The following is a 24554-nucleotide window of genomic DNA, read 5'->3' as shown; positions in this document are numbered from 1 at the left end:
GTTGTCTGTCGCTCCATGCTTTTCGACTTCTGACTGCAACGTTGCAGTTTTGTCATTTCAGGGCTGTACAAGGACGTTTTCGCTGGTTTAAACCGCGCGCGGGCCCAATATCGTGAGCGCGGTCGATCGCATCTTGCCGTCCCGCCGTTTGAAAGAAACGAGATTAGTCATGATTGATCCAAAGAAGTTCGCCGCCCGTTTCCCGGGCGATTTCACGTTTGGCGTCGCCACTGCCGCTTTTCAGATCGAAGGCGCCACCAAGGCGGATGGCCGCAAGCCGTCGATCTGGGATGCCTTCGCCAACATGCCGGGCCGCGTTTATCAACGCCACAACGGCGATGTCGCCTGCGATCACTATAACCGGCTGGAGCAGGATCTCGATCTGATCAAGGAGATGGGCGTTGAGGCCTATCGCTTCTCGATCGCCTGGCCGCGCATCATTCCCGATGGCACCGGTCCAGTGAACGAGGCCGGCCTCGATTTCTACGATCGTCTGGTCGATGGCTGCAAGGCGCGCGGCATCAAGACCTTCGCAACGCTCTATCACTGGGATCTGCCGCTGACGCTTGCGGGCGACGGCGGCTGGACGGCGCGTTCGACGGCCTATGCCTATCAGCGTTATGCGAAGACGGTGATGGCGCGCCTCGGCGATCGGCTGGATTCGGTCGCAACCTTCAACGAGCCCTGGTGCATTGTCTGGCTTAGCCACCTCTATGGCGTCCATGCGCCCGGCGAACGCAACATGCAGGCCGCGCTTTATGCCATGCACACCATGAATCTCGCGCATGGCCTCGGCGTCGAGGCAATACGGTCGGTGGCGCCGAAGGTGCCGGTGGGTATCGTGCTCAACGCTGCATCGATCCTTCCCGGTTCCGATAGCGCCGAAGATCAGGCCGCTGTCGAGCGCGCGCATCAGTTCCACAACGGCGCCTTCTTCGATCCGATCTTCAAGGGTGAGTACCCGAAGGAATTTGTCGACGCGCTCGGCGACCGCATGCCTGTTGTCGAGGATGGCGATCAAAAGATCATCAATCAGAAGCTCGACTGGTGGGGGCTGAACTACTATATGCCGATGCGCGTCTTCGACGATGCGTCCAAGAGTGGCGATTTCCCCTGGACGAAGGAAGCGCCTCCGGTCAGCACCGCCAAGACCGATATCGGCTGGGAAATCTATGCGCCGGGCCTGAAGCACGTCGTGCAAGACCTCTACAAGCGCTACGAACTGCCGGAATGCTACATCACCGAAAACGGCGCCTGCTACAACATGGGTGTCGTCAAGGGTGAAGTCGACGACCAGCCGCGCCTCGATTACTACATCGATCATCTCGGCGTCGTCGCCGACCTGATCAAGGACGGCTATCCGATGCGCGGCTATTTCGCCTGGAGCCTGATGGACAATTTCGAATGGGCGGAAGGCTACCGCATGCGCTTCGGGCTCGTGCATGTCGATTACGAGACGCAGGTGCGCACGGTGAAGAAGAGCGGCAAATGGTACCGCGAACTCGCCGGGCAGTTCCCGAAGGGGAATCACAAGACGGCTTGATTTGTGCCGTCTTTCCGATCTTTCCAAAAGGAGAGGGTGAAGGTCGCTCGAATCGGCGGCACCTGATAAGTCTTGCGCATGACCCAGCGCCCGCTCTCCCTCTACGCGCTCTGCGGCAGCCAAAGGCAGGCTTCGACCAGTCTTCGGCTGCTGGAAGCCCTGCGGCTGGTATCGCCCGAGGGAATCTCCATCGAAATCTGCGATTTGATCGGCAATCTGCCGATCTTCAATCCGGATCATGAAGGTGACAGGACGCCGCCTACCGTCAAAACCTTGGCGGCGAAGATCCGCGATGCGGACGGACTGATCGTCTCCTGCCCGGAATATGCCCACGGCATTCCCGGCGGGTTCAAGAACGCATTGGATTGGCTGGTGTCGCGCGACGAAGTGCCGTTCAAGCCGCTGATGTTTGCGCATGCCTCCCATCGCGGCGATCTTGTTCTGGAACAACTGACCGAAGTATTGAGGACAATGTCACTCCGCATCGTGCCGGAAGCTTTTCTGCGCGTGCCGCTTGCCGGCAAGAGCGATGAAGCGCAGGCGATGGTCCTGGCGGAAGCGCAACGGACCGGCGCGTTGCAAGCCGGCCTCGATCGTTTTGTGCAGGCGATCCGCGCATCCGTATGAATGCTTGCCGCCTCCACAAATATACAACCCTCTACTGCAATAATCATAGGTTCGCTTTAACCGTTTTTTGAAGACCTGACGGCAGACTTCCCAAGCCAAGGAGAAGCGCGTTGGGAGCAGTTTTCGGGTCATTCCGGCGGAATACGCAATTCGGTCGTCATTCTATCGTGACGGCCGTTTTGTTTTCGTTCGCTTTGGTGGTCACCGTGGTTACCCTGATGGTGCTGACGGCGATTGGTCGGGTCGCAGACTATTCCAACAAATTGGACGACGAGCGCTCCTGGGAAACTACTGCCGGTGCGCTGAAGACCTTCGAAGGCCTGCTCGATGCCACGCTGCATGACTATGCCGCGCGCAATACCGCCGTCAAAAATGTCTATGATGAAAACGACCAGGACTGGATCGCCGGCAACTACGGCGAGATGTCCTCCGATGGCGCCCTGTTCGACATGGCGCTGGTGGTCGACGATGACAACAAGCCGATCATTGCCTATCAGGACGGCAAACCGATGGCCGATAGGATCGAGGATGTTTTCGGTCCCTCGCTCTGGGCCTTGGTGGATCAGGTGCGCAAGACGCGCGTGACCAGCGTGCCGGAGGCGAGCGGCTATGTGATGACCAATAAGGGCATCGCCGCTGTCGGCGTGGGGACAATCCGCGAAAAATCCGGCCGTATCCCGGTGCCGGAAGGCAAGCGCCGCTATCTGATCTTCGTTCGGCATCTCGATGCGGCCAAGATCAAGATGCTTTCCAATACCTACGTCATCAGCGGCCTCAGGCTGGTGCCGCCAGACACGGTCGCGCGCTATGCCGTTTCGATCGTCGATCCGCTCGGCAAGCCGCTCGGGCGGCTGGTCTGGACGTCGCGCGGTCCTGGTGACGTCAGCTATCAGCAGGCCCGTCCGCTGGTGGTCGGCGCTCTCGGCCTAGTCGGCATGTTCTTTCTGGTGCTGCTGATGCTGGGGTCGCTGGCAGGACGGCGGCTCAGGGCGGAAGAGGTGCTGGCGCGGCAGGGCTCGCTCAGGGACCGGCTCAGCGGCCTTCTCAATCGCGAGGGCCTTCGTCTCGATGTAGACCGGCTGGTCGAGAGCGCCCGCGCCGATGGCAGCAATGTCCTCTTGCTCTATCTCGATCTCGACGGCTTCAAGGAAATCAATGATTCCTATGGCCACGGCACCGGCGACCAGTTGATCCGCGCCGTCGCAGCCGGGCTGAATGTGCTTATTCCGCCGAAGGCAATCCTTGCGCGGCTGGGCGGCGATGAATTCGCTGTCGCCTTTCCGACCAAGGAACTGAACGATGCACCGGCGCTCAGACTTGCCGAACAGGTGCTGGATTTCTTTACCGAGCCGCTGGAGATCGGTCGCCGCGTGGTGGTCGTCGGTGCCAGTATCGGCATTGCTAGCTCGCCGGAGGGCCGCATCGGTCGCGAAGAGTTGGTGCGCCGCGCCGATCTCGCCATGTATAAGGCCAAGGAAGCCGGGCGCGCTCGTATGGCCTGCTACGAGACGGCGATGGATGCCGATCGCGAGGAGCGCAACGCTCTGGAACTTGATCTGCGCAATGCCATCGAAAAGGAAGAGCTGACACTCGCCTATCAGCCGCTGGTCGATGCCAGGAGCCATGAGATCACCGGCGTCGAGGCGTTGGTGCGCTGGAACAGGCCCGGTCACGGGCCGATTTCGCCTGAAGCCTTCATTCCCGTTGCCGAAACCAGTGGTTTGATCGAGGCGCTCGGTCTGTTCGTCTTGCGCAAGGCCTGCGAGACGGCGCGGCAATGGCCGGACCTGCGGATTGCCGTCAACGTCTCGCCGGGGCAATTCCGCAACCCCGCCTTTGCCGACTATGTCCGGCATGTCCTGAAACATACCGAGATCGAAGCCGAACGCGTCACGCTGGAAATCACCGAAGGCTACATTATCCAGAATCCCGAGCGCACCCGCCAGTCGATCGAGCGGCTGAAACAACTCGGCGTCAAGGTGGCGCTGGACGACTTCGGCTCGGGCTTCTCCTCGATCGGCTATCTCCGCCAATTCGGCTTCGATCGCATCAAGATCGACCGGTCGCTGACCATGGATGTTCTGGAGGATAGCCGCGCCCGCGAGATGCTGCAGGCGACGGTGGCTTTGGCGCGTTCACTCGACATTCCGGTGACGGCGGAAGGCATCGAGACGGAAGAGCAGGGCAACGCCCTGGAGCGCTTCGGTTGCGACGTGCTGCAGGGCTATTTCTTCGGTAAACCGCTGCCGGAGGCCGAGATCAGCAAACGGCTAAAGGCGCAGATGGCCCGCGTACTCGACGTTGAGCGGGAAGCTGCCGCCTAAATTCAGCCGCCAATATGCTCCTGGCCACGCTTGCGGGCGAGCATCACCTGGCGCTGGCGCTCGCGGAAGCGCTTGCGGTCTTCTTCAGTGCGGTCGTGATAGCAATGGCTACAGGAGACGCCGGCTTCATAGAAGGGCGAGGTGACCTCTTCCGCGGTGATCGGGTTGCGGCATGCATGGCAGAGCTTGTGATTGCCTTCCTTCAGGCCATGCTCGACGGAGACGCGTTCGTCGAAGACGAAGCAGGCGCCTTCCCACAGGCTTTCCTCGGCGGGCACTTCCTCAAGATATTTCAGGATGCCGCCCTTGAGGTGGTAAACCTCGTCGAAACCCTGCTCTTTCATGAAGGCGGTCGCCTTCTCGCAGCGGATGCCACCGGTGCAATACATGGCAATCTTCGGCTTGTTGTGCAGGCCCTCGTTCTGGCGCACCCATTCCGGAAATTCACGAAACGTCTTGGTCTTCGGATCGACCGCGCCCTGAAAGATACCGATCGCCGTCTCGTAATCGTTGCGCGTGTCGATGACGATGGTGTCGGGGTCGGAGATCAGCGCATTCCAGTCCTTCGGCGCAACATAGGTGCCGACGATCCTGTTGGGGTCGATATTCTCGACGCCCATGGTGACGATCTCTTTCTTCAGTTTCACCTTCATGCGGACGAAGGGCATTTTCGACGCGCGGCTTTCCTTGTGTTCCAGCCCCGAAAATTCCGGCTGGGCGCGCAGGAAGGAGAGGACCACGCCGATGCCTGCATCCGTGCCGGCGATGGTGCCGTTGATGCCCTCATGGGCGAGGAGCAGCGTGCCCTTGATCCCGTTTGCCTCACAGAGCGCAAGCAGCGGCTCCCGCAGGGCTTCGAAGCGCGGGACTGAAACGAAATGATAGAGGGCGGCAACGAGGAATGCGCCGCCTACCTCATGGCGTGGAGTGGCAAGAATGTCGGTCATGCCGCGGAAATACAATTTTGCGCGCCGGCAAGCAATCGGGATTCGTATTTTGAGGCTGCGCCATCGGGTCACTCCCGCGAGCCGGGAGTTCCCTATTCTGCGCTACCCTATAAGAATACGCGCAAAAGCGATCGGTACGCGGCGATGAGGTTGAGGTGTCTGACAACATGCTGACGGTAAGACCATATCTCCCGGCGGACGCCGATTTGACCATCGACATATTCCTGAGAGCAATCCGGGAGGTGGCGTCGAAGGACTACACTCAAGCTCAAGTCGATGCCTGGGCCAAGGTGGAAGACAGGGAAGCCTGGGCGAAACGACGGTCAAGCAGGCCGGCCTGGATCGCTCAGTATGGGAATGTGTCAATCGGGTTCGCGGATCTCGTGCCCGACGGGCTCCTGGATATGATGTTTGTCCATCCCGATTATCAGGGTATGGGCGCAGCCAGTTTGCTCCTCGCGACGGTCGAGATGGAGGCAAAAAGGCAAGGGCTCGGGCGTATTTTCACAGAGGCAAGCCTTACCGCCAGACCTTTCTTCGAAAGACGAGGCTTTAGCATTTTGAGATCGCAGACGGTGGAAAAGCGCGGGCAGACGCTCGAAAATTTCCGGATGGAGAAATTTCTTCGATAGAGGGGACATCGATATCAATGTCCCCTCTATCCCGCATCGTCTACGGCTGCAGCGCCACCTCCAGCTTTCCGATACTTCCGTTAAAGGGGAACGGCACCTGATAGTCGTTGTCCTCTACGCCTGTCCGCGTATCGACGCCGACATCGAAGGTTTCATCCCACGGCATTAGCGCCGGAATTGTGTGCGGAATTTTCTCGTTGGCGACCTCGTTACCATCCACTTTGAGGATGCCGGTTCCGCCCTTGCCGAAACCGGGGCCATCAGATTTGAAATCGAACACGAGGGTGTGCTTGCCGGCCGGCAAGGCATCGTGACCCTCCCAGCGAAAACGCTCCATATCGACAAAATTGTAGAGAAACACCGGCTTGCCTTTGAGCAGATAGAAACCGTATCCGCCGAAGCGTCCACCTGTGGTGACCAGCATACCCTCGCCGCCATCCTGCGGTATCTCCACCTCCGCGGTGATCGTGTAGGATCTGTTCACGATGTTCGGAGCGTTGCTGGGCGGAATACCGGATATCACACCTGAATAGGTGAAGTCATTTCGCCCTGCCGTGGCACTCGGCCGCGGGGTGAGGAGGCGCTCCAGGATAGAGTTATCAAGCGGAAAGACATTGTATTTCGCCGCTTCCATGAGAAACAATTCCTGCATTTGGTGCAGCTTGTCCGGCATCTTGGCGGCGAGATCGTTATTCTCCGAAAAATCCTCCGTGAGATTGTACAATTCCCATTTATAGCCGTCGATGACGTCGGGCATTTTGGTCGTGCCCATCAGCCAAGGCGCTGCGGGCGGCGTTGTGGCGGCGATCCAGCCATCATTATAGATCGCGCGGTTGCCGAACATTTCGAAATACTGTGTTGTGCGTGCCGACGGAGCTTGGGCATTGTCCCAGCTATAGGCCATGCTGACGCCTTCAATCGGTTTTTGCGCCACGCCGTTGACCATGACAGGAGCGCTAATTCCGGTCGCCTCGAGAATGGTGGGAACGATATCGATCATATGATGGAACTGAGTGCGGATACCGCCGGCGTCCTTGATCCGTGCCGGCCAGGCCATTGCCATGCCCTGCCGCGTGCCGCCGAAATGCGAGGCGACCTGCTTCGTCCATTTGAATGGTGTGTCAAAAGCCCATGACCACGCCACGGACATATGCGGGTATGTTTTGTCGGAGCCCCAGACGTCATAGAACTTCATCTGATCCGCGACCGGGATCTGCATGCCCTCGATGGTGATCAATTCGTTGGGCGTGCCACGAGTGCTGCCTTCGGCACTCGTGCCGTTGTCGCCCTCGATATAAATGACGAGCGTGTTGTCGAGCTTGCCCAGGTCGTCGACTGCCTGGATCACTCTTCCGATCTCGTGATCGGTATAGGCGACATAGGCGGCGAACACCTCTGCCTGGCGCGCGAACAGCTTCTTGCTGTCGGCATCCAAGCTATCCCACGTCGGCAGGTCATCCGGCCAGGGTGTCAATTGCGTGTTTGCCGGAATGACCCCGATTCGCTTCTGATTGGCGAAAATCTGTTCGCGCAGCTCGTTCCAACCCATGTCGAACTTGCCCTTGAACTTATCGATCCATTCCTGGGTCGGATGGTGAGGAGCGTGGGTCCCGCCCGGCACGTAGTAAACGAAAAACGGCTTTTGCGGTGCTGCCGCATTCAATTGCCTGATGTGGTCGATAGCATTGTCGGCCATATCCGTGGTGAGGTTATAGGCAGGCTTGCCGATCCAGGGGAAAACCTGCGTTGTGTTCTGGAATAGATAAGGAGTCCATTGGTTGGTGTCTCCGCCCATAAAACCGTAGAAATACTCGAAGCCCATTCCGACAGGCCATTGGTCGAACGGCCCGGCGCTGCTGTATTGGAACGCGGGCGTGTTGTGGTCCTTGCCGAACCAAGACGTTGCGAAGCCGTTCTGCTTCAGAATCTCGCCGATCGTGGCATTGTTTACGCCAATGATGGAATCGTAGCCGGGGTAACCGGTTGCCTGTTCGGAAATGACTCCGAAGCCCGACGAATGATGGTTTCGCCCGGTGATCAGTGCCGCCCTCGTCGGAGAACAGAGCGCTGTCGAATGAAACTGCGTGTAGCGCAGGCCGGCTTTCGCAACGCGATCCAGCGCAGGCGTCGGGATGACGCCACCGAATGTGCCGGCAACACCGTAGCCGGCGTCATCTGTCATGATGAGCAGGATATTCGGTGCGCCCTTGGGAGGCACGATCTGCGGTGGCCAATAAGGCTTGGAGCTTTTGGCGTCGAGGCCAATTTGTCCGCGGAATGCTTCGGGCGGATTTGGAAGATATCTTCCGTCGATCGTCGTCGTTGCGCTGGGCGAGCCGGGTTCGCCCGTGATCTGCTGGGCGCCTGCTCGGTCGAAAGAAATGGCGGTTAAACTCAATGTGGCGAGAAATAGTGTTCCAATTCTCAACATCGTCGTGCCCTCCCAACCCGATGAGGTCAAAAGCTTGGCACGATGCTGAAAAGGAACAAGTACGTTACTGTTAACGGGACGTTATCGCTGTTGCGTCGGACGGCTTTCGACTGGGAGCTACCAGCGATAATCGCTATCGAGCGCGAGACATTGCTTGTCTGTTCTTGGCGCACGGGGTTGGTTTCCTCAATCCCCTGCTTCCAGCCAAAGCCGTTTGATCGTGCGGGCTTCCTGCTTCGGCTCGTCCACAAAAACCCAGCGGGCCTTGGTCAGCGCATCCTGGCGGGCCGCCTGTTGGCGAGAGATGATTGCTTCCAGCAGGCGGGCGCGGTCGTCGCTGCCGTTGAAGAGATGCGGCTCGCGATCGGTCACCTCGGATAGCATCGATAGGTCGAGATAGCGGCCGAGTATGTCGACCAGCTCCTTGGCTTCGAGCTGTTTTGCGTGCATGGCGGCCGGCCAGATGTCGCGCAGCAGCGCATGATGCATCCAGCAATCCTGGCTGCGTTTGCGCAGCTCGTGAAAGTGATCGCTATGGCCCTCGGCATGGCATTCGCAGAGTGCCACCGTCGCCTTGCGCCCTGTTTTGCGCCAGCTCTTTTGAAAGATGCGTGCGGTCGCGCGCCGGCCGCTGCCGAAGGAGGTGGCTTTCAGCGCGTCCAGTGCTTCGCGGCAGGTGGCGATTGCCTTTTCCGCCTTCTCTTCGAGATCGGTTTCTTCCGCCGATAGCCGGTCGCGCCGGGTCGTGAGCACGTCGATGACCCGGGCAAGCGCCTGGGCCTCGTCCTCGGATGTCGCCGTTTCGTGCAGATAGCGGGCGGCCTCGACTAGGGCGGTGGCGTCGCGAACGCCGGAGAGGGTTTGCGCCATCTCCCGCAGCCTGTCGTTTTGCTGTTGCTGGAATTCCGGCGCCCGCCGGGCGATCAGCCGATAAAGTGCGCGTATGCGCTTGATATGCTTGCGTGCCGTATGCACTGCCTCGTGCAATCCCTCCGGCCGATCGGTCAGTGCCGCAACCACTTTGCCGAGCTGTTGTGCGGCGGCGGCCTGCACCTCGTCATCAAAGGCCCTGTCAGGCCGAATGCGATAACTCATCGTATTCCTGTTCGAATTGCGTCGCGAGCGCCTGGTTGGAGTAGCGGTATTCGCCAGTCACCTCGCGGCCGACCCAGTCCGGCAATTCCGGATCGTCGCTTTCGTCCTCCATCTCGACCTCGGCGATCACCAGGCCGCGATGCGCGCCGCGAAAAACGTCGACTTCCCAGACGAAGCCCTTGAACGGGACCTTGTAGCGAATCTTTTCTATAACCAGGCCGATGGCGTTGCCGAGCAACTCTTCGGCATCTGCGACGGGGATTTCATATTCGAATTCATCCCGCGTCATCGCCCTGCCGATCTTCATCGTCAGGGTCGCGACCGTGTCGTTCGTCAAGCGAACGCGAACGGAACGATCGTCCATGGAGGCGACATAGGCCTGCCGTAAGGTGAGTTTCTCGGAAACGAGGTCGCGCCAATGATCCCCCCGGACCAGAAACTTGCGCTCGATCTCTTTTGCCATATGCTCGACATGCTCCGCCAGCATCATATGTAGATAGACTAACGGAAGTTTTTTGCATTTCCTACCCGTCATGTTCAAACTCAGCTTTTGTCTCGACAACGGCTCTCGGGAAGGCTATTCGGAAACCGGATTTCAATCGTTTTAAGGGAGCACGCCGACCATGGGCGAGAAAACCGAAAAGCTTCTTTCCATCCTGAAATTGCAACCCGTCGTCCCCGTCCTCATCGTCGAAGACGCGAAGTCGGCCGTGCCGCTCGCCCGTGCGCTTGTCGCCGGTGGCTTGAAGGCCATCGAGATCACGCTGCGGACCGCCGGCGCGCTCGATGCGGTCCGGGCTGTGGCCGAGGAAGTCGAAGGCGCTGAAGTCGGCGCCGGCACGATCCTGAATGTTGCGCAATGGGAAGCGGCCGTCGAAGCCGGCTCCAAGTTCATCGTCAGCCCTGGCACGACGCAGGAGCTGCTGGATGTCGCCCGCACCTCCGACGTGCCGCTGCTGCCAGGTGCGGCTACGGCGAGCGAAGTCATGGCGCTGCGCGAGGAAGGCTACAAGGTGCTGAAGTTCTTCCCGGCCGAACAGGCTGGCGGCGCTGCCTATCTGAAGGCACTGTCCTCGCCGCTGGCAGGCACGCTGTTCTGCCCGACCGGCGGCATTTCGCTGAAGAATGCCCATGATTACCTGTCGCTGCCGAACGTCATCTGCGTCGGCGGCTCCTGGGTTGCACCGAAGGAACTGGTCGCGGCTGGCGATTGGGCTGGCATCACCAAGCTTGCCGCCGAAGCCGCCGCGCTGAAGGGCTGAGCCTTCCGAAAACTCGATCAAAGGGCGCGCATGGCCTCATGCGCGCCCTTTTGCGTTTCAGCGGATTTGTATTTGCGGTCCCACCTTCCTATCTCCCTCTCGCATTTTGTTTGCGCATGAGTTCGTCCAAAAACCGCTGCGTAGTTTTTGGGATCATGCTTTCACCAAGGAGGGAGGACCATCCACATGATCGACGCCCGCAAGCTTCTGGACCAATTCCTCGGATCGCAAGTTCCGGGAATGCAGGGAAGCGTGAGAGACAAGGCGAGCGAGGCCATCAATCTCGCCAGGGACAATCCGTTGGCGACCAGCGCCATTGCCGGCGTTCTGCTGGGCACGAAGACAGGCCGCGAGATTACCGGCAATGTCCTGACGCTCGGTGGTCTCGCCGCCATCGCCGGGCTCGGCTATCAGGCCTACAAGAACTATCAGGCTGGCAATGCACCGCAGCCGGCGCAGCAACCCGCTCAGCAGGCGGAGCCGCAATTTCTGCCGCCGCCTTCCAATTCCGGCTTCAGCACGGCACCGGCGATTACCAGCAATGATTTTGCACTTTCGCTCGTGCGCGCCATGATCGCCGCGGCCCGCGCCGATGGGCATATCGATGATGCGGAGCGGCAGCATATTCTCGGCAAGGTGCAGGAAGCGGGTGTCGGCGCGGAAGCGGAAAGCTTTTTCGAGCGCGAGCTTGCCAATCCCGTCGATCTCGACGCCATCGTCGCATCGGCGAAAACGGAAGAACAACGCGTGCAGGTCTACACCGCCTCGCGCCTGGCGATCGAACCGGACTCACGCGCAGAACGCGGCTATCTCGATCTTCTTGCCGGCCGGCTCGGTCTCGCCGATGCGCTGGTCGACCACATCGAGGCAACGGTCGCGAGCGCCAAGGTCTGATCATCGTCGAGGAAAGGGCCGGTTGCCTTTCGCGGGCGGCTGGCCTAAGCCTTCGCCGGACAAAGAGTAGCGGTGCGCGAAGGATTGGCAATTTTGACGGATAAAAACAGCGAAACCCGCTCCTCGGCGATCGCCGCCGCCATCATCCTGCTGGCCGCCATGGTGCTATTGTACTTGATGCCTGATGTGATCGTCCGGCTCGGCGATGTTTCGCCGTGGCTCGGCACCGGCTTCGGCGTGCTCGTGATCCTGGCCTTTTTCCTGGTCTTCTGGCTGAGAGCCCGCTACCAGAGGCGCAAGAGCCGATAATCCACCGGTCAGGTCTGCAGCGACGCGCCGAGCAGCACGATGCCAGTGCAGATGACCAACAGCGCGCCCAGAATTTCTATGCCATTGCCGACCCACATCGAGAGCCGCGATCCGCGGCCGGTGAAATGCACGGCGGTGCCCTTGGCGAAAACGGCGATGATGGCGAGCAGCGACACGGTCAGCGCCGTCCCGACCGACATGGCGATGACGGACAATAAGCCGCCGAGATAGAGCCCGTTCAGCATCGAGAACGTCATGACCAGCAGTGCGCCGGAGCAGGGGCGCAGGCCGACGGTAATGATCGCCGACCAGGCTTCGCGGACGCTGAACTTCTCGTTCGACAGCATTTTGGGGTCGGGCAGGTGGGAATGGCCGCAGGTCTCGCAGACCATGCCATTGGCCGCATCATGGGTCGGATCGTCGCAATTATATCGGTTGCCCGCCTGCGGCGTGGCGCGAAAGTGCGAGAGTCTTTGTGCGGGAGCCGTGCCGTTCGAGGCGTCTTCGAGCAGCGACATGCTGATCGGACCGGCCGATGTCGCGAGCTGCACTTCCTGGCGTTGTGGCCGGCTCTGGATCATCGAGCGCAATTTTCGAAACAGTAGCCAGCTTCCGAAGATGATCACCATGACGAAGCTGGTGATCTCCATCGCGTTGGTGGCCATCGTCATGGTGATGCCCGAGCCGCGCAGGACGAAATAAGCGGCACCGACGACGAGGACGGCAACGAGGCCCTGGATGAAGGCCGAGATGAACGAAATCACAATGCCGCGCTTCAGCTCAATCTCGTTGGCCACCATGTAGGACGAGATGACGGCCTTGCCGTGGCCCGGGCCGGCGGCATGGAAGATGCCGTAAGCGAAGGAGAGGCCGATCAGCGTCCAGAGCTGCCAGGGGTCCTGGCGCATGGCCTCGATCGATTTGGTAAGCGCCCGATAGAAGGCCTGCTGTTCGTAATTCACATAGAGGAAGATCGGCGCCAGAGGCCCGCCCGTGGGCTGGAAGCTCGGTTCCGCAGTGCCGATGCCGAGGGGCGATCCGGTGGCGTGTGCAAGGCTTGCCACTGCCAGAAAGGCGAGAGCCACTGTTGGAAGCAGCTGCGCTATCCGGCGCGTCAGCATTGGACGTCCATCCGCGTTGCGAAGAGCTTCGACATCGTCGTTCCCGTTAGATCGTTGAAGAAGGCATCCGTCAATGTTGACTTGTTTTCGGCGATGACCTCGTCAGGATTGGGGCGCACGACCTTCTGCGTGCAGCTTTTGAAGGCATCGCCTTCCGTCACCAGCTCATTGTCGCTGGGGAAATCGATCGAGGTGTAAAGTGTTGGATCGTAGATGCCGAAGCTGAGCTTGTTGCCCTTCAGCGGCATCGGCTCGGACGGCTTGACGGCGAAGAACATCAGGAGCTGGCCGTCCTTGTAGTCGACATTGATGACGTCGGGCTTGTTCACCTTGATGGCTTTGCCGTTGAACGTCAGATTTGTGTAGTAGTCGTAGTCGGCCAGCGAATCGCGCACTGTTTTGCCGACTTCCTTGAGCTCGTCCGGATCGAGCTTCAGATTGGTGTTCTTGTCGAAATCCATCAGCACCGAGGAAGAGAAGACCTCGTCGAAGCGCCAGACATTGCGCAGCTCCTGCACGGCCCCATCGGAGCCGGCAAGCACCTCCAGGCGTGCTTCGACGAAGATGTGCGGATGCGCCGATGCTGCGACCGGCAAAAGCAGCAGGCCGCCGGTCAGGGCAAGAGCATAGGCGGTCGTGGATTTTCTCATGCGTCCGATATGTTTCGTGAGCACTGATTCACTTCGTTTACTGGTCAGGAAATGAGACGGAATTGGGACCGGTCGGCCAGGCTGAGGCGCTTCAGCCGTGCTTGCGGAACCAGTTATGCAGATAGTCGACAAAGATGCGCACCTTGGCCGGCAGGTAGCGGCGGTGCGGATAGACAGCGTAGATGCCGCGGTCGGTCGGAAGATAATCGTTGAACAGCGTCAGCAGTTGCCCGCTTTCGATCGCCTTGCGGCCGATGAAATCCGGAACGACGGCGATGCCGAGGCCGGCAAGCGCTGCTCGCAGCGTCGCATGCGGGCTATTAACTTCGAGCGTGCCGTTGATGGCGACGTTGAAGGCGGTGCTGTCGGCATCGACGAAACGAATATTGCCTTGCGAGCGAGTATTGGTGTCGATGATGAAAGGCACGCGGCTGAGATCGGCTGGACGTTCCAAGGCGGGGTGGCGGTCGAGGAAATCCTGCGTTGCGCAAAGATGGACGCGGAAGTCCGAGATCTTGCGGGCGATCATGCCGGAATCTTCGAGCTTGGTGATGCGCACGGCAACGTCAAAGCCTTCCTCGATCAGGTCGACGAAACGATCGTCGGCGGCGATTTCCAGCGCGAGCTCGGGGTTTTCCTTGGCGAAGTCGATTAGCGATTGTCCGACATCTGCATCGACGAAGGTGCGCGGCACGGAGACTCGCAGGCGGCCTTTGAGCTGCTGATTGCTCTCCCGCACGAGATCGGCGAGATTGTCAATCTCCTTAAGGATGTCGGAAGCGGTGCGATAATAGGTATGGCCGGCTTCCGTCATGGAGAATTGGCGCGTCGTGCGATTAAGCAGGAGAGCGCCAAGCTCGTCCTCGAGCTCTCGGACATATTTGGAAAGCAGTGCCTTGGAGCGTCCGGTTTTCCTGGCGGCCGCGGAAAAACCTTCGGCTTCGACCACGTCGATGAAGGCGCGAATCCGGGTCAAAGTGTCCATGGCGAAGCCCTCGTTAACTGTCGCAAGTTATTGAACAAAATGCGCCGATTTGTTCAATTATTTTTTTCGGGCATAGGCGAAAAAAATTCTTGATTATGTCGGCGAATATTCCTATTTCGGTTTCAGCCCAAAGTCGCACGTGCCCGTGGGTGTCCGCCGATCCTCGATGTGGTGAGAAAATCGGTAAGGTACCTGGAATTAACCCCTCCAGTCGCTATTCCGGCCAACCGGAAAATGCGAGGACATCTGAAGCAACGACGGTGCGGGCCTTTTTGTTCTCTCCCGGCTTTCCATCAGCCGGGGTTACTGAAGAGGCACACCTTCATTGCCGGAAGTGCGGTTGGGATTATCCCTCCAATCCATGGCAGACAAAGCGAATTAGCGCCGCTTGCGGCACTGGTTCATTATCCGCGCTTCGCGCATTTGCATGGTTCCGGGGTCTCCACCGGCTGGTACCTGAGCGAATGAGCGTCGCCCTTTGTCCTCTGGGTCTTTCTCCCGGAGCTTTTGGAATTGAAAGGGATTTGACATGACCACGCAACGTATTCGCGACTTTCTCGCTACCCGACGTCCGGACGGTCCCTGCCTAATCGTCGATCTCGATGTCGTTCGCGACAATTTTCACGCTTTCCGTCATGCCATGCCCGACAGCGCCATCTACTATGCTGTCAAGGCCAACCCGGCTCCGGAAGTGCTGCGCCTGCTCGCAAGCCTTGGCTCCAACTTCGATTGCGCGTCCGTCGCTGAAATCGAAATGGCGCTCGACGCTGGTGCGACGGCTGCCCGCATCTCCTTCGGCAACACGATCAAGAAGGAGCGCGATATCGCCCGTGCGCATGCACTCGGTATCAACCTCTTCGCCGTCGACAGCCATGAGGAAGTCGAGAAGATTTCCCGTGCCGCTCCCGGCGCCCGTGTGTTCTGCCGCGTCCTGACCGACGGTGAAGGCGCCGAATGGCCGCTTTCCCGCAAGTTCGGCTGCGTCCCGCAGATGGCTGTCGACGTTCTCGTCTACGCCCATCAGCTCGGTCTGCAATCCTACGGCGTGTCGTTCCATGTCGGCTCGCAGATGACCAAGGTCGATGCCTGGGATGCGGCTCTTGCCGATGCCAAGCGCGTCTTCGTCTCGCTCGCCAAGCAGGGTATCCACCTGCAGATGGTCAACATGGGCGGCGGTTTCCCGACCAAGTATCTGCGCGACGTTCCGTCGGCTGAAGCCTATGGCAAGGCGATCTTTGCTTCTCTGCGCGCTCATTTCGGCAACCAGATCCCGCACACGATCATCGAGCCGGGCCGCGGCATGATCGGCAATGCCGGCGTGATCAAGGCTGAAGTCGTCCTGATTTCGAAGAAGTCGGACAACGATGCCGCTCGCTGGGTCTTTCTCGACATCGGCAAGTTCGGCGGCCTCGCCGAAACCATGGACGAGGCGATCCGCTACCCGATCCGCACGGAGCGCGACGCCGACGAAATGGAAGCCTGCGTCATTGCCGGCCCGACCTGTGATTCGGCCGACGTGCTCTATGAAAAGAACCTCTATCCGCTGCCGGTGACGCTCACCATTGGCGACGAGGTCCTGATCGAAGGCACCGGTGCCTACACCACGACCTACTCGGCTGTGGCGTTCAACGGCTTCGATCCGCTGAAGGCCTATATCATCTAAGGCATGCATCCCGAAAAGTGCGAAGCGGTTTTCGGATAAGATCATGCCAAAGAGAAACCTCAGCTTAGCTGAGGTCTGATATCGCCGGCCCCGTAATCAGCCGGGGCGGCAAACTCACAATTCCCTTTAGCACCGCTGATAACGGTATTGGGCACGGGAGGCCGAGATGGCCGCTGTTCTTGATTCTGTACGCGCATTCTTTGCGCCTTCCACTTTCACCCTCGACCTGGAAAACGCAGGCGATGTCGTTGCGCGCGAAAATCTGCTGGATCGCGCCATGGGCGCGGAGCGCCGCAAGAAGTCGTCCGAAAAGTTGCGCCAGGGCCGCGTTCCGGCCGAAGGCCTGGCACTGGTCGCCCGCGATCGCGCCGGTCATGTCGTCGGCACGGTTCGCCTGTGGAACGTCGAGGCCGGTGTCGATCGCGAGACCCGTCCGGTCGATGCGCTGCTGCTCGGGCCGCTAGCGGTCGATCCCGCCTATGAAGGCAAGGGTATGGGTTCGGCGCTGATGCGCGCAGCCATCCTGGAAGCCAAGAAGCGCGGCCATGGTGCGATCCTGCTCGTCGGCGATGCGCCCTACTATGAGCGCTTCGGCTTCTTTGCCGCAAAGACCCGCCATCTTATCATGCCCGGCCCGTTCCAGCGCGAGCGTTTCCTTGCTCTTGAGCTCAAGGAAGGCTGGCTCGACAGCGCTGCCGGCATAATCGTCGCCAGCGGCCGCAAGCTTGCTCAGCCGCCGATCGCCAAGGCTGCGTAAGACAAACAAATAAAGCGGTTTGGCGATCCCGTGAGACGCTGAACTGCTCAAAAATCTCGATTCGCCTTCGCCCATCCTGAGCGGAGGCGTTTTTATTTGGCCGCCTTCACGCCGTCCTTCGCCGGATCGTAGCCGTCCGTCAGCGTTTTCAGAAATGCGACGACATCGGCGATTTCCGTATCGTTCAGAGCCGGGGCATTGCCGAGTTTGCGGTTCATGGGCGCGTCGATGACGTCGATATTGGCCTGATATTGTGCCGGCAGGTCGTTGTATTGCAGGATCTTGCCACTCGCATCCTTTGGATAGATCTCGGCCGGATTGGTATCGCGCTTGACGTAGAAGCGGGTGACATCCTCCAACGAGTGGTAGACGCCATTGTGGAAGAAGACGTGGCGGGCGGCGACATTGCGCAGCGTCGGGGTCTTGAAGAGCCCGCAATTCTGCGGCTGGGCCGAGTAGGTGTCGTTGCGCAGCGGGCCGCAGATGCCGGTATCGTAATAATGCGCGTCGGCATTGGCCGGAATGTCTGGATTGCGCGGTGTGCCAAGCGCCTCGAATTCGAAATCGGTGAAGTTCGGCATCTGGCCGTCGCCCGTCATCTTGTCGAGATGGCAGGAGGCGCAATTGCCCTTCTTGGGATCGTCGAACAGCTTCAGTCCGCGCATTTCAGCGTCCGAGAGCACCGCCTTGCCGCGCAGATAATAGTCGTATTTGCTCGAAAACGGATGGAAGGAGGGCTCTTCGATCTGATAGCGCGCCAGCGCAAAACCGACTTCGGCGATCGTCATATCCTGGTCGTTGAGGATATTGTTGCCGAAGAGGGCGCCAATGTCCTTGCCGTAGCTCTGTTTCAGCTTGGCATAGACGGTGGCAGCATCGGCATTGGCCATCTCGAAGGGCGAGATCATCGGCTGCAGCGCTTGTTCTTGCAGCGAATCGACCCGGCCGTCCCAGAACATGCCGCCCTGCGGCACCATATCCGGCGCATTCGAATCGGCCTTGACGACGGCCTGCGCAGTCAGCGGCCCCGCGACGGTGGCGGGGGTATTGGCGAGCGCCACGCCGGAGGCCTCAGTCATTGGTGCTGCTTCGGCTGCTTCGTCGGCAGCACTTTCCGCGCCGACGGAGAAGGAAGGCGTCAACATTTTGTAGGCGAGGCTCGGTACGGTGCGGATGCCCGGCTGGTCGAGATGCGGGCCGCCGAGCTGCACGGCGTGGTCATTAGCCGGCGCATAGTGGTTGTTGGGATCGTGGCAGGTCGCGCACGACATCTGGCCGCTCCTCGAGAGCGATGGATCGAAGAACAGCTTCTTGCCGAGCTGAGCAACGGCGCTCAGCGAAGCCGGATCGTCATAGGTATTTGCGGCGACGGCATTGGCGGCGGGTTCGCTCGCCAAGCCGATGGTCGCCCCCGCGAGCGAGACGCTCGCGAGTGCGATCAGGGGAAGGAAATGGTGCTTCTTCAAGGACATCGTCCATCCCCTCGTTCTTGGCTTAGGAAGCGCTGTTGCCGGTCTTCGTGTCGAGGATCAACTTCTGCGCATCGCCCTTCGACCAATCGAACATGTTGTTCAGCGAGCCGGAAATCGCATCGAACGAGCCGCCACCGAGGCGTTCGCCGGCCATCCAGTTGTCTTCAATGAAGCGCATGACGGAGGTCTGGTCGGTCAAGGTGTGGTCGACGAAGTTGACCTTGGAGTAGGGCGAGATCACCAGCAGCGGCTGGCGCGTGCCGTAGCCGCAGCGGCCCTGGGCCGGCTGTCCGTTGACGCCCGGCAGCGGCGTACCGGTGGAGCAACCGTCGCCGTTCAGCACGTCATAACCCTTGACGCCAATCTTCGACGGATTGACGACAGCGTGGGCGTGGTCATACCAGCCGTCGGAATCGTCGTAGAGCACGATGATGGCAGTGTCCTTCCAATCCGGCGAATTCTGAACGGTATTGACCACCTGGGTCACGAATTCCTGCTCGTCGAGCGGATCGGAATAGCCGGCATGACCGTCCTGATAGGCAGGTGCCTTCAGGAAGCTGACGGTCGGCATGTTGCCGTTCTTCAGCGCCGCATAGAAGTCCGTCATGTCGTACTGGTGGTTGGCCGCATCAGTGCTGCCGATCGCAGCAACCGAGGACGGACGCGCATGCGTCGGGTTTGCGGTCGAGGCGTAGTACTGGAACGGCTGGTGATGCGGGATATAGTCAACGCTGTTGACCTGGGTGACTGTCGAGGTCGTTGCGCGTTTGCAGCCCGTCGTGCCGTCGGCATTGGTCACCGTCAGATCGAAGCCGCCTTCGAAGAAGCCCCAGGTGATGTTGTGTTCGTTCAGCATGTCGCCGATGTTCTTGCCGTACATCAGCCCCGTCTGGCCGACCGAGCAGACGTCGCCAGTCGGATCGAAGTCGCTGATGACAGTCCAGCCGCCATTGCCGTCAGGCACGATACGGCCCTTGGAATAGGTGCCGTCCTTCTCCAGCGTATAGCCGGGCGGCAGGATGGCGCCGTTGGTCTGGCCGGAGATGAGGTTCAGCGCGCCGGGGGTCGACGGGCCGAAATTGGTGGAGAAGGAATTGTCGTTCAGGGCATAGTGCTGAGCGTAGTTCCAGAGCGCCGTGACGGTGTTGCCGTCATAATAGCCCATGACCTGGCCCTTGGTGCCGAAAGCGCCGGCAGCACCCTTGGTGCCCCTGCCGGTATTGGCCGGGAACAGGTCCATCGCGAAGTTGTTGTAAGCGGCTTGCTCGGCGGTATAGCCGTGGTTCTGCGACTGGGTTGCTGCCTGCGTGCGATCGAGGCGGAAAGGAGCGGCAGCATCGGCGCCGTTCGCCGCATTCGTCTTGTTTGGATTGTTGTCGAGAAGACCGGCATTGGCGAGCGTGTTGATATCGGTCGGCGTGTTATCCGCGGCCTTGAATGCCGGCTCACCATCGACGTTTGCGGCCTTGGGGTAGGTCGCGAAATAATGGTCGAAGGAAACGTTTTCCTGGAAGACGACGACCAGATGCTTGATCGGCATCGCGGTATTGGTTGGCGGGGCCTTATCGGCAGCGCCGGCGGTGGAACAGAGCGAAATCAGGGTAAGCGCGCTGCCGGCGGCAAGGGCGGCGCGACGCGAAAGACGGATCATTGTCATATCCTCTCGAGTGGGGGTCCGTGCCTCGACGCTTAAAATGCGCCGCGCCGAGGCGGAAAGAACCATTTCGAGCTATCAACGGAGCATGACAGTTCCATGAAGGATAGGGCGAGGGGATTCCGCTTTTGTCGAACATGGCGGCGGGCGACAAAAGGCTGATTCTGCAGCGAGGGCCAATGACCAACGGAGAGCGCCCGTCGGGAAACGCGGCGATGCTACCTTATGTCACGGGCTAAAGGTGAGCTCCTTCATCCGCCCTCGTGGTTCGAGACGGCCCTATGGGCCTCCTCACCATGAGGGCTCCTCCTCCCGCTCCGCCGCTCAAGCAGCTCAGTGCTTGAGACAGAGAAAGCCATTTGATTTTCAAATACTGGCGCTCATTCCGTCCTCATGGTGAGGTGCACTGACGCCGGAGCGTAGCGATGGCGGCAGGGCCTCGAACCACGAGGGTCGGCCACGAGGCCGCGGCGCGTTCAACTAGATGTTCTGATCCATCGTCTCGGCCGGAATTTCGTCGGCGCGGTGGATGCGGACGACCGTGGCTGGTACGCCGGCGACGGTGCAATGGGCCGGAACCGGCTTCACCACGACGCTACCAGCCGCAACCTTGCTGAAGGCGCCGACTTCAATGTTGCCGAGGATTTTTGCGCCGGCGCCGATCATGACGCCGTGGCGGATCTTCGGATGCCGGTCGCCGGTTTCCTTGCCGGTGCCTCCGAGCGTGACATTCTGCAGAATGGAGACTTCATCTTCGATGACGGCAGTCTCGCCGATGACGATGCCGGAACCGTGATCGAGCATGATGGACGAGCCGATCCTTGCCGCCGGATGAATATCCGGGCCGAAGACCAGCGAGGCCAGGTTGGAAAGCCAACTGGCGATTTCCGGCCGGCCTTCCGTCCAGAGCGCATGGGCGATGCGATGGGTCTGCAGGGCGTGGAACCCCTTGAGGTTCAACAGCGCATGCAAATAGGTCGTGCAGGCGGGATCGCGGGTACGGACGGCGACGAGGTCGGCCTCCGTTGCCTGCAGGATCGCGATATGCCGCGTCAGCACCTCATGAAACAAGGCGAAGAGATCGTCGGTTTCGATCTTGGCGACGGAAAGCCGGGCGACCAACACATTGGCGAGGCTTTCGGCATCCGACTGCGTTGCGATGATCTGCGCCGCGAGCAGCGGGCGCAGGGTCGGTTCGCGGCCGGCGAGATCGGCGGCCTCGTGGCGGATCACGTCCCATACGCTGCCGGCTAGGGCAGCGGGATGTTCGGCGATTGCCGTTCCTGTCTGGGACATGGCCATGTCTTTCTCGTCAAGCGGAAACGTCAACCACGCCGCAATCGCCGGCCTCGGAGGCAAAGGCGAGCAGCTTGCCGGATTTGCTCCAGCTCATGGAGGTGATCGCACCTTTGCCTGGGCGGCGCAAGAGCGCTTCCTTGGAGTCGCCGATGCGCACCGCAAGGATCATGCCGTCAATGAAGCCGATCGCCAGGATGTCTTCCACCGGATGAAACTTGACCGACGTCGCCATGATGTTGCCACGGGTGCCGAGTTCCAGCGGTGCCTTGCCCATCGGGCCATCTTTGCCCTGAAACGGCCAGACGATTGCCGCCGGTGCGCCGGAGGAGGCGAGCCACTTGCCCTTGTTGGACCAGGAGAGCGATTTCACCTTGGCGGGATAGCCGGTCATGCGCATGTGCCGGGCTTCGGCGCCGGGCTTCGCGTCCATCTTCCAGCCGTGAAGGGCGTTTTCCTGCATGCTGGTGACGACGAATTGACCGTCGGGAGAGAAGGTGACGCCGGTATGGGCGCCCTTCCACTCCAGATTGACCGGCTGCGCGGCCATGCCGACCCAATGCAGCGACACGCCGTTATAGCGCGCGACAGCGATACGCAGGCCCTTCGGCGCGAAGGCGATGCCTTCGACGGTGCGCTCCTCGGTAAATTCCTTGATGGAGCCATCTGCCAGCCGCACGAAGCTGCTTTTCCCGTAGGCGTAGGCAACAGCGCCCTGCGGACCGGCGGCGACCTGGGTGATCCATTTGCGCGGAGCTTCGGCAAGCACGGTAACGCCACCATCCGCGGCAATCCGGAGAACCTTGCCGTCCTCACCGCCGGAAATCAGGCTGTCGCTGTGGGGATCGCGAATGCAGGTGAGCATGCCCTGATGGGCTTCGGTCACCTTCTCGCCGCCTTCCAGGCGATGAATCGCGCCGGCGGCGCTGGCGAAGAAGGGGGTATCACCTAAAAATTCGACGGCCAGAACGTGGCCGTCGATATCAAGCGGAGCAACAGTCGGCATCAGGCGGCCGCCTCGCAGGCCTTGAAGCTGTTTTCCAGCTTTTCCCGGTCGAGTTCGCGGCCGATGAAGACCAGGCGGCTCTCATGCTTTTCGCCATCCTTCCAAGGGCGCTGGTGATCACCTTCGATGATCATGTGCACGCCCTGGACAACATAGCGCTCCGCATCTCCCTTGAAGGCGATAATGCCCTTGAGGCGCAGAATGTTCGGGCCGTCCGTTTGCGTGACCTTCTGGATCCAGGGGAAGAAGCGCTCCGGGTTCATCTCACCGCCGCGCAACGAGACCGACTGTACGGTCACGTCGTGTATTGGCGACGGGGCGTGGTGATGGTGGTCGTGATCATGATCATGGTGGTGATGATCGTGATCGTGATCGTGGTCATGATGATGGTGATCATGGTCGTGATGATCGCAATCCGGGCCGCAGACATGATCGTCATGGCCGTGCTCGAGGAAATGTGGATCGTTTTCCAGTGCGCGCTCGAGGTTGAAGGCGCCCTGGTTCAGAACGCGGGCGAGATCGACGCCGGAGCGAGTGGTCTTGTAGACGCGGGCGGCCGGGTTGATGGCGCGGACGATGTCTTCGATCTGAGCCAGCTCTTCCGCAGAGACGAGATCGGACTTGTTGATGACGACCACATCGGCAAAGGCGATCTGGTCTTCCGCCTCGCGGCTGTCCTTCAGGCGCAACGGCAGATGCTTGGCATCGACAAGGGCAACGACGGCATCGAGTTCGGTCTTGGCGCGCACATCGTCATCCATGAAGAAGGTCTGAGCGACGGGAACCGGATCAGCAAGGCCGGTGGTTTCAACGATGATGCCGTCGAAACGGCCGGGACGGCGCATCAAGCCCTCAACGACGCGGATCAGGTCTCCACGCACCGTGCAACAGACGCAGCCATTGTTCATCTCGTAGATTTCTTCGTCGGATTCCACGATCAGATCATTGTCGATGCCGATCTCGCCGAACTCATTGACGATGACGGCATATTTCTTGCCGTGGTTTTCGGAGAGGATACGGTTCAGCAGCGTCGTCTTGCCGGCGCCGAGATAGCCGGTCAGGACGGTGACAGGAATGGGCTTCTGCGTGGCTGTTTCGGTCATGGGAGCCTCGAAATACGGGAATTTGCCCCGGAGAGCGGAAAGTGATCGGGTTCCATATAAGGAGTTGGCGGCGCCAGTTCAAAGGCTTTTGTATGTTATAAGATCACATTAGGTTTGGGGCGGCTGGTTCGATGTCGGTCTGAGAGAAATCATTTCCGACGAAGAGAAGAGGGCAGTCATATTCCTTGGCGGTGGCGTAGGCGAAGCAATCGCCGTAGTTAAGGCCAGCGGGATGGATGCCTTTGCCCCAACGTGAATATGCATCTGCGGCCCGCTCCGCACGTTCCGACGTAACCTCGATGATCTCTAAGGCGGGAGATGTCAAAAGCTCCCGCATTTGCTTCTCGAAGCCGCGCCGCGTCGCTACAATGAGCGCTTCGAGCATTGTTCCAGCGGAGATGAGAATACGATTCTCATTTTGAAATACCACCTCGCAAGCGGCGGCATGCAATTCATTTGCAAGCATTGCGACAAGGGCTGACGTGTCAACAACGATCACTTGGGCAAGCCGTATTCATCGTAGAGGAAATCTTGGCTTCTGGCGGCATCGGGGCCTGGAGGGAGGTCTTTTTTCCTGACTTCCTCTTGTAATCTCTTGATAAGATTTTCTTTTTCTTCAGAAGTCATGGGCTTTTTCATCGGCTGTATGCGCGCAGCCGGCAGGCCGTCCTGCGTCAGCACGATTTCTTCGCCTTGCTTGGCAAGGCGGACCAATTCTTTGAGTTGGCCCTCAGCATCATCGAGGGAAATACGCATGTCCGCCTCCCGGTGGAGAAAGGGAAT

23 protein-coding genes are annotated in these 24554 nt (G+C 59.9%); 9 read left to right on the top strand and 14 right to left on the bottom strand.

The features are described 5' to 3' along the window. Positions 1 to 169 precede the first annotated feature (169 nt). The 3 genes from C9E91_RS16065 (at position 170) to C9E91_RS16055 (ending at position 4494) form a co-directional block, all read left to right on the top strand. A complete protein-coding gene (locus C9E91_RS16065) occupies positions 170 to 1543 on the top strand; it encodes a GH1 family beta-glucosidase (RefSeq protein ID WP_107109262.1) in 1374 nt (457 codons plus the stop codon). A 78-nt stretch (positions 1544 to 1621) separates the two neighbouring features. Next, positions 1622 to 2170: an NADPH-dependent FMN reductase gene (locus tag C9E91_RS16060; RefSeq protein ID WP_107109261.1), complete on the top strand. Its 549-nt coding sequence runs from the start codon at positions 1622 to 1624 to the stop codon at positions 2168 to 2170. A 110-nt stretch (positions 2171 to 2280) separates the two neighbouring features. After that, positions 2281 to 4494, top strand: a complete 2214-nt coding sequence (locus C9E91_RS16055; RefSeq protein WP_107109260.1) for a bifunctional diguanylate cyclase/phosphodiesterase — start codon at positions 2281 to 2283, stop codon at positions 4492 to 4494. Between the two features lie 2 nt (positions 4495 to 4496). Here C9E91_RS16055 and trhO read toward each other — a convergent pair whose 3' ends face one another. Continuing rightward, complete coding sequence (trhO, locus tag C9E91_RS16050) at positions 4497 to 5441, bottom strand: oxygen-dependent tRNA uridine(34) hydroxylase TrhO (protein ID WP_107109476.1); 945 nt, start codon at positions 5439 to 5441, stop codon at positions 4497 to 4499. Positions 5442 to 5608: 167 nt separating this feature from the next. Between trhO and C9E91_RS16045 the strand changes: the two genes are divergently transcribed. Further along, a complete protein-coding gene (locus tag C9E91_RS16045; protein ID WP_107109259.1) occupies positions 5609 to 6073 on the top strand; it encodes a GNAT family N-acetyltransferase in 465 nt (154 codons plus the stop codon). Between the two features lie 40 nt (positions 6074 to 6113). On the opposite strand, the gene C9E91_RS16040 is transcribed toward C9E91_RS16045, so the two are convergent. The 3 genes from C9E91_RS16040 to C9E91_RS16030 form a co-directional block, all read right to left on the bottom strand. Further along, the gene (locus C9E91_RS16040; RefSeq protein ID WP_107109258.1) at positions 6114 to 8504 is read right to left on the bottom strand and encodes an arylsulfatase; all 2391 of its coding nucleotides are present in this window, start codon (positions 8502 to 8504) and stop codon (positions 6114 to 6116) included. A gap of 186 nt (positions 8505 to 8690) precedes the next feature. Next, complete coding sequence (locus C9E91_RS16035) at positions 8691 to 9599, bottom strand: CHAD domain-containing protein (protein WP_107109257.1); 909 nt, start codon at positions 9597 to 9599, stop codon at positions 8691 to 8693. Beyond that, positions 9577 to 10062, bottom strand: a complete 486-nt coding sequence (locus tag C9E91_RS16030) for a CYTH domain-containing protein (RefSeq protein ID WP_107109475.1) — start codon at positions 10060 to 10062, stop codon at positions 9577 to 9579. The genes C9E91_RS16035 and C9E91_RS16030 overlap by 23 nt, the downstream gene beginning before the upstream one ends. Positions 10063 to 10222: 160 nt before the next feature. Here C9E91_RS16030 and C9E91_RS16025 point away from each other — a divergent pair, with 160 nt between their 5' ends. From C9E91_RS16025 to C9E91_RS16015, 3 genes are all read left to right on the top strand, one after another. After that, on the top strand, positions 10223 to 10861 hold the full coding sequence (locus C9E91_RS16025; RefSeq protein WP_107109256.1) for a 2-dehydro-3-deoxy-phosphogluconate aldolase: 639 nt from the start codon (positions 10223 to 10225) through the stop codon (positions 10859 to 10861). A 186-nt stretch (positions 10862 to 11047) separates the two neighbouring features. Beyond that, positions 11048 to 11755 (top strand): tellurite resistance TerB family protein, encoded by a 708-nt coding sequence (locus C9E91_RS16020; protein WP_107109255.1) that lies wholly within the window; start codon positions 11048 to 11050, stop codon positions 11753 to 11755. A gap of 93 nt (positions 11756 to 11848) precedes the next feature. Continuing rightward, complete coding sequence (locus tag C9E91_RS16015; RefSeq protein WP_181316095.1) at positions 11849 to 12064, top strand: hypothetical protein; 216 nt, start codon at positions 11849 to 11851, stop codon at positions 12062 to 12064. Between the two features lie 8 nt (positions 12065 to 12072). Here C9E91_RS16015 and C9E91_RS16010 read toward each other — a convergent pair whose 3' ends face one another. The 3 genes from C9E91_RS16010 to C9E91_RS16000 all read right to left on the bottom strand — a co-directional run bounded on the left by C9E91_RS16010 (position 12073) and on the right by C9E91_RS16000 (position 14820). Then, positions 12073 to 13185, bottom strand: coding sequence for a nickel/cobalt transporter (locus C9E91_RS16010; protein ID WP_107109253.1), 1113 nt, complete (start codon positions 13183 to 13185; stop codon positions 12073 to 12075). Beyond that, the gene (locus C9E91_RS16005; RefSeq protein ID WP_181316094.1) at positions 13179 to 13835 is read right to left on the bottom strand and encodes a DUF1007 family protein; all 657 of its coding nucleotides are present in this window, start codon (positions 13833 to 13835) and stop codon (positions 13179 to 13181) included. The genes C9E91_RS16010 and C9E91_RS16005 overlap by 7 nt, the downstream gene beginning before the upstream one ends. A 91-nt stretch (positions 13836 to 13926) precedes the next feature. Then, on the bottom strand, positions 13927 to 14820 hold the full coding sequence (locus C9E91_RS16000; RefSeq protein WP_107109251.1) for a LysR family transcriptional regulator: 894 nt from the start codon (positions 14818 to 14820) through the stop codon (positions 13927 to 13929). A 529-nt stretch (positions 14821 to 15349) separates the two neighbouring features. Here C9E91_RS16000 and odc2 point away from each other — a divergent pair. Then, on the top strand, positions 15350 to 16483 hold the full coding sequence (gene odc2, locus C9E91_RS15995) for an ornithine/lysine decarboxylase (protein WP_107109250.1): 1134 nt from the start codon (positions 15350 to 15352) through the stop codon (positions 16481 to 16483). A 166-nt stretch (positions 16484 to 16649) separates the two neighbouring features. Further along, a complete protein-coding gene (locus tag C9E91_RS15990) occupies positions 16650 to 17240 on the top strand; it encodes a GNAT family N-acetyltransferase (protein ID WP_107109249.1) in 591 nt (196 codons plus the stop codon). A gap of 92 nt (positions 17241 to 17332) precedes the next feature. On the opposite strand, the gene C9E91_RS15985 is transcribed toward C9E91_RS15990, so the two are convergent. The 7 genes from C9E91_RS15985 to C9E91_RS15955 all read right to left on the bottom strand — a co-directional run bounded on the left by C9E91_RS15985 (position 17333) and on the right by C9E91_RS15955 (position 24527). Beyond that, the gene (locus tag C9E91_RS15985) at positions 17333 to 18712 is read right to left on the bottom strand and encodes a cytochrome-c peroxidase (RefSeq protein WP_107109248.1); all 1380 of its coding nucleotides are present in this window, start codon (positions 18710 to 18712) and stop codon (positions 17333 to 17335) included. A 22-nt stretch (positions 18713 to 18734) separates the two neighbouring features. Beyond that, positions 18735 to 20363: a phospholipase C gene (locus C9E91_RS15980; protein WP_107109247.1), complete on the bottom strand. Its 1629-nt coding sequence runs from the start codon at positions 20361 to 20363 to the stop codon at positions 18735 to 18737. 483 nt (positions 20364 to 20846) lie between these two features. Further along, complete coding sequence (gene cysE, locus C9E91_RS15975) at positions 20847 to 21662, bottom strand: serine O-acetyltransferase (RefSeq protein ID WP_107109474.1); 816 nt, start codon at positions 21660 to 21662, stop codon at positions 20847 to 20849. Positions 21663 to 21678: 16 nt separating this feature from the next. Then, entirely contained in the window at positions 21679 to 22668 is a 990-nt protein-coding gene (locus C9E91_RS15970) for a WD40 repeat domain-containing protein (protein WP_107109246.1), read from the bottom strand. Beyond that, positions 22668 to 23771 carry a CobW family GTP-binding protein gene (locus C9E91_RS15965; RefSeq protein ID WP_107109245.1) on the bottom strand — a complete coding sequence of 368 codons (1104 nt, stop codon included), beginning with the start codon at positions 23769 to 23771 and terminating at the stop codon, positions 22668 to 22670. Before C9E91_RS15965 ends, C9E91_RS15970 begins: the two co-directional genes overlap by 1 nt. Before the next feature lie 103 nt (positions 23772 to 23874). Further along, positions 23875 to 24270 carry a type II toxin-antitoxin system VapC family toxin gene (locus C9E91_RS15960; RefSeq protein WP_107109244.1) on the bottom strand — a complete coding sequence of 132 codons (396 nt, stop codon included), beginning with the start codon at positions 24268 to 24270 and terminating at the stop codon, positions 23875 to 23877. Beyond that, complete coding sequence (locus C9E91_RS15955) at positions 24267 to 24527, bottom strand: type II toxin-antitoxin system Phd/YefM family antitoxin (protein WP_107109243.1); 261 nt, start codon at positions 24525 to 24527, stop codon at positions 24267 to 24269. Before C9E91_RS15955 ends, C9E91_RS15960 begins: the two co-directional genes overlap by 4 nt. Positions 24528 to 24554 lie beyond the last annotated feature (27 nt).

Origin of the sequence: Rhizobium sp. SEMIA4064 (assembly GCF_003025035.1) — a bacterium.
In the GTDB taxonomy this organism is placed as follows: domain Bacteria; phylum Pseudomonadota; class Alphaproteobacteria; order Rhizobiales; family Rhizobiaceae; genus Rhizobium; species Rhizobium paranaense.
This window is presented reverse-complemented; position numbering and strand designations above follow the sequence as displayed.

Excerpts from the sequence above, each read along its gene's own strand:
- C9E91_RS16065 (WP_107109262.1), top strand. The coding sequence starts at position 170 with ATGATTGATCCAAAGAAGTTCGCCGCCCGTTTCCCGGGCGATTTCACG.
- C9E91_RS16060 (WP_107109261.1), top strand. The coding sequence starts at position 1,622 with ATGACCCAGCGCCCGCTCTCCCTCTACGCGCTCTGCGGCAGCCAAAGG.
- trhO (WP_107109476.1), bottom strand. The coding sequence starts at position 5,441 with ATGACCGACATTCTTGCCACTCCACGCCATGAGGTAGGCGGCGCATTC.
- C9E91_RS16045 (WP_107109259.1), top strand. The coding sequence starts at position 5,609 with ATGCTGACGGTAAGACCATATCTCCCGGCGGACGCCGATTTGACCATC.
- C9E91_RS16040 (WP_107109258.1), bottom strand. The coding sequence starts at position 8,504 with ATGTTGAGAATTGGAACACTATTTCTCGCCACATTGAGTTTAACCGCC.
- C9E91_RS16035 (WP_107109257.1), bottom strand. The coding sequence starts at position 9,599 with ATGAGTTATCGCATTCGGCCTGACAGGGCCTTTGATGACGAGGTGCAG.
- C9E91_RS16030 (WP_107109475.1), bottom strand. The coding sequence starts at position 10,062 with ATGGCAAAAGAGATCGAGCGCAAGTTTCTGGTCCGGGGGGATCATTGG.
- C9E91_RS16025 (WP_107109256.1), top strand. The coding sequence starts at position 10,223 with ATGGGCGAGAAAACCGAAAAGCTTCTTTCCATCCTGAAATTGCAACCC.
- C9E91_RS16020 (WP_107109255.1), top strand. The coding sequence starts at position 11,048 with ATGATCGACGCCCGCAAGCTTCTGGACCAATTCCTCGGATCGCAAGTT.
- C9E91_RS16010 (WP_107109253.1), bottom strand. The coding sequence starts at position 13,185 with ATGCTGACGCGCCGGATAGCGCAGCTGCTTCCAACAGTGGCTCTCGCC.
- C9E91_RS16005 (WP_181316094.1), bottom strand. The coding sequence starts at position 13,835 with ATGAGAAAATCCACGACCGCCTATGCTCTTGCCCTGACCGGCGGCCTG.
- C9E91_RS16000 (WP_107109251.1), bottom strand. The coding sequence starts at position 14,820 with ATGGACACTTTGACCCGGATTCGCGCCTTCATCGACGTGGTCGAAGCC.
- odc2 (WP_107109250.1), top strand. The coding sequence starts at position 15,350 with ATGACCACGCAACGTATTCGCGACTTTCTCGCTACCCGACGTCCGGAC.
- C9E91_RS15990 (WP_107109249.1), top strand. The coding sequence starts at position 16,650 with ATGGCCGCTGTTCTTGATTCTGTACGCGCATTCTTTGCGCCTTCCACT.
- C9E91_RS15985 (WP_107109248.1), bottom strand. The coding sequence starts at position 18,712 with ATGTCCTTGAAGAAGCACCATTTCCTTCCCCTGATCGCACTCGCGAGC.
- C9E91_RS15980 (WP_107109247.1), bottom strand. The coding sequence starts at position 20,363 with ATGATCCGTCTTTCGCGTCGCGCCGCCCTTGCCGCCGGCAGCGCGCTT.
- cysE (WP_107109474.1), bottom strand. The coding sequence starts at position 21,662 with ATGTCCCAGACAGGAACGGCAATCGCCGAACATCCCGCTGCCCTAGCC.
- C9E91_RS15970 (WP_107109246.1), bottom strand. The coding sequence starts at position 22,668 with ATGCCGACTGTTGCTCCGCTTGATATCGACGGCCACGTTCTGGCCGTC.
- C9E91_RS15965 (WP_107109245.1), bottom strand. The coding sequence starts at position 23,771 with ATGACCGAAACAGCCACGCAGAAGCCCATTCCTGTCACCGTCCTGACC.
- C9E91_RS15955 (WP_107109243.1), bottom strand. The coding sequence starts at position 24,527 with ATGCGTATTTCCCTCGATGATGCTGAGGGCCAACTCAAAGAATTGGTC.